This window comes from Spiroplasma endosymbiont of Lariophagus distinguendus (assembly GCF_023846195.1).
Lineage (GTDB): Bacteria > Bacillota_I > Bacilli_A > Mycoplasmatales > VBWQ01 > Spiroplasma_E.
This window is the reverse complement of the sequence record NZ_JALMUW010000159.1, coordinates 1-683: the sequence shown is the minus strand read 5'-3', so window position 1 is coordinate 683 and position 683 is coordinate 1. Positions and strand designations below refer to the sequence as shown.

The following is a 683-nucleotide window of genomic DNA, read 5'->3' as shown; positions in this document are numbered from 1 at the left end:
GAAATGGTAATTTTGAAAAGAATTTATTTATCTAGTAATTCATCTTCCTACTTTTTTGGGAACCTCCCAGAAATATATAAAAAGGAGTTATATATAAAATGATTGATAAAGACTTAATGATTAAAAAATTAAAATTACAAATAAAAGATAATGAAGAAATTGCAATTGCTTTGGAATTAGCAATTGAAAAAGAAAAAAATAAAAAAAGACCAGATGAAAATTTTATTACGAATACAATCAACATATTAATTTGTAATGAAGCTGAAATTCATGTTTATAAAGATTTAATTAAAAGAATTAAAAAAGGAGAATTTACTAAAAAAACAAGTAAAGTTGAATTAAATATAAAAAACACCTAGTTAGAAATAACTAGGAGAAGTCGAGAGATATACTCTCTTGCACAGCATTATCTGTACTAAACATTAATATTATACGATAAAAAAATGAATATGTCAAATATCTAGAAAGTAATGAAAAAAATGAAAACAAAATGAAGACAATTACAAAAAGGAACTGGCATAAAAGTAACAATTACTGGAGATATTGATGAATTTGGTAAGCAAAAGTATCGTCCAGCAATAGTGATTAAGTCTTATCCAAGTCATGTAAAAGTACAACTTCTTAGTACAAAAAAAGGTATCGATACTTATTACAAATGTTTGATTGGTAATAAAGTATCTTAT

At 23.9% G+C, this 683-nt stretch carries 2 protein-coding genes; both read left to right on the top strand.

What is annotated here, in order from left to right; translation table 4 throughout:
* Positions 1-98: 98 nt before the first annotated feature.
* Positions 99-359 carry a hypothetical protein gene (locus M0D11_RS06290; RefSeq protein WP_252321108.1) on the top strand — a complete coding sequence of 87 codons (261 nt, stop codon included), beginning with the start codon at positions 99-101 and terminating at the stop codon, positions 357-359.
* Positions 360-470: 111 nt separating this feature from the next.
* The coding region (locus M0D11_RS06285) for a hypothetical protein (RefSeq protein ID WP_252321106.1) at positions 471-683 on the top strand (213 nt) is incomplete at its 3' end.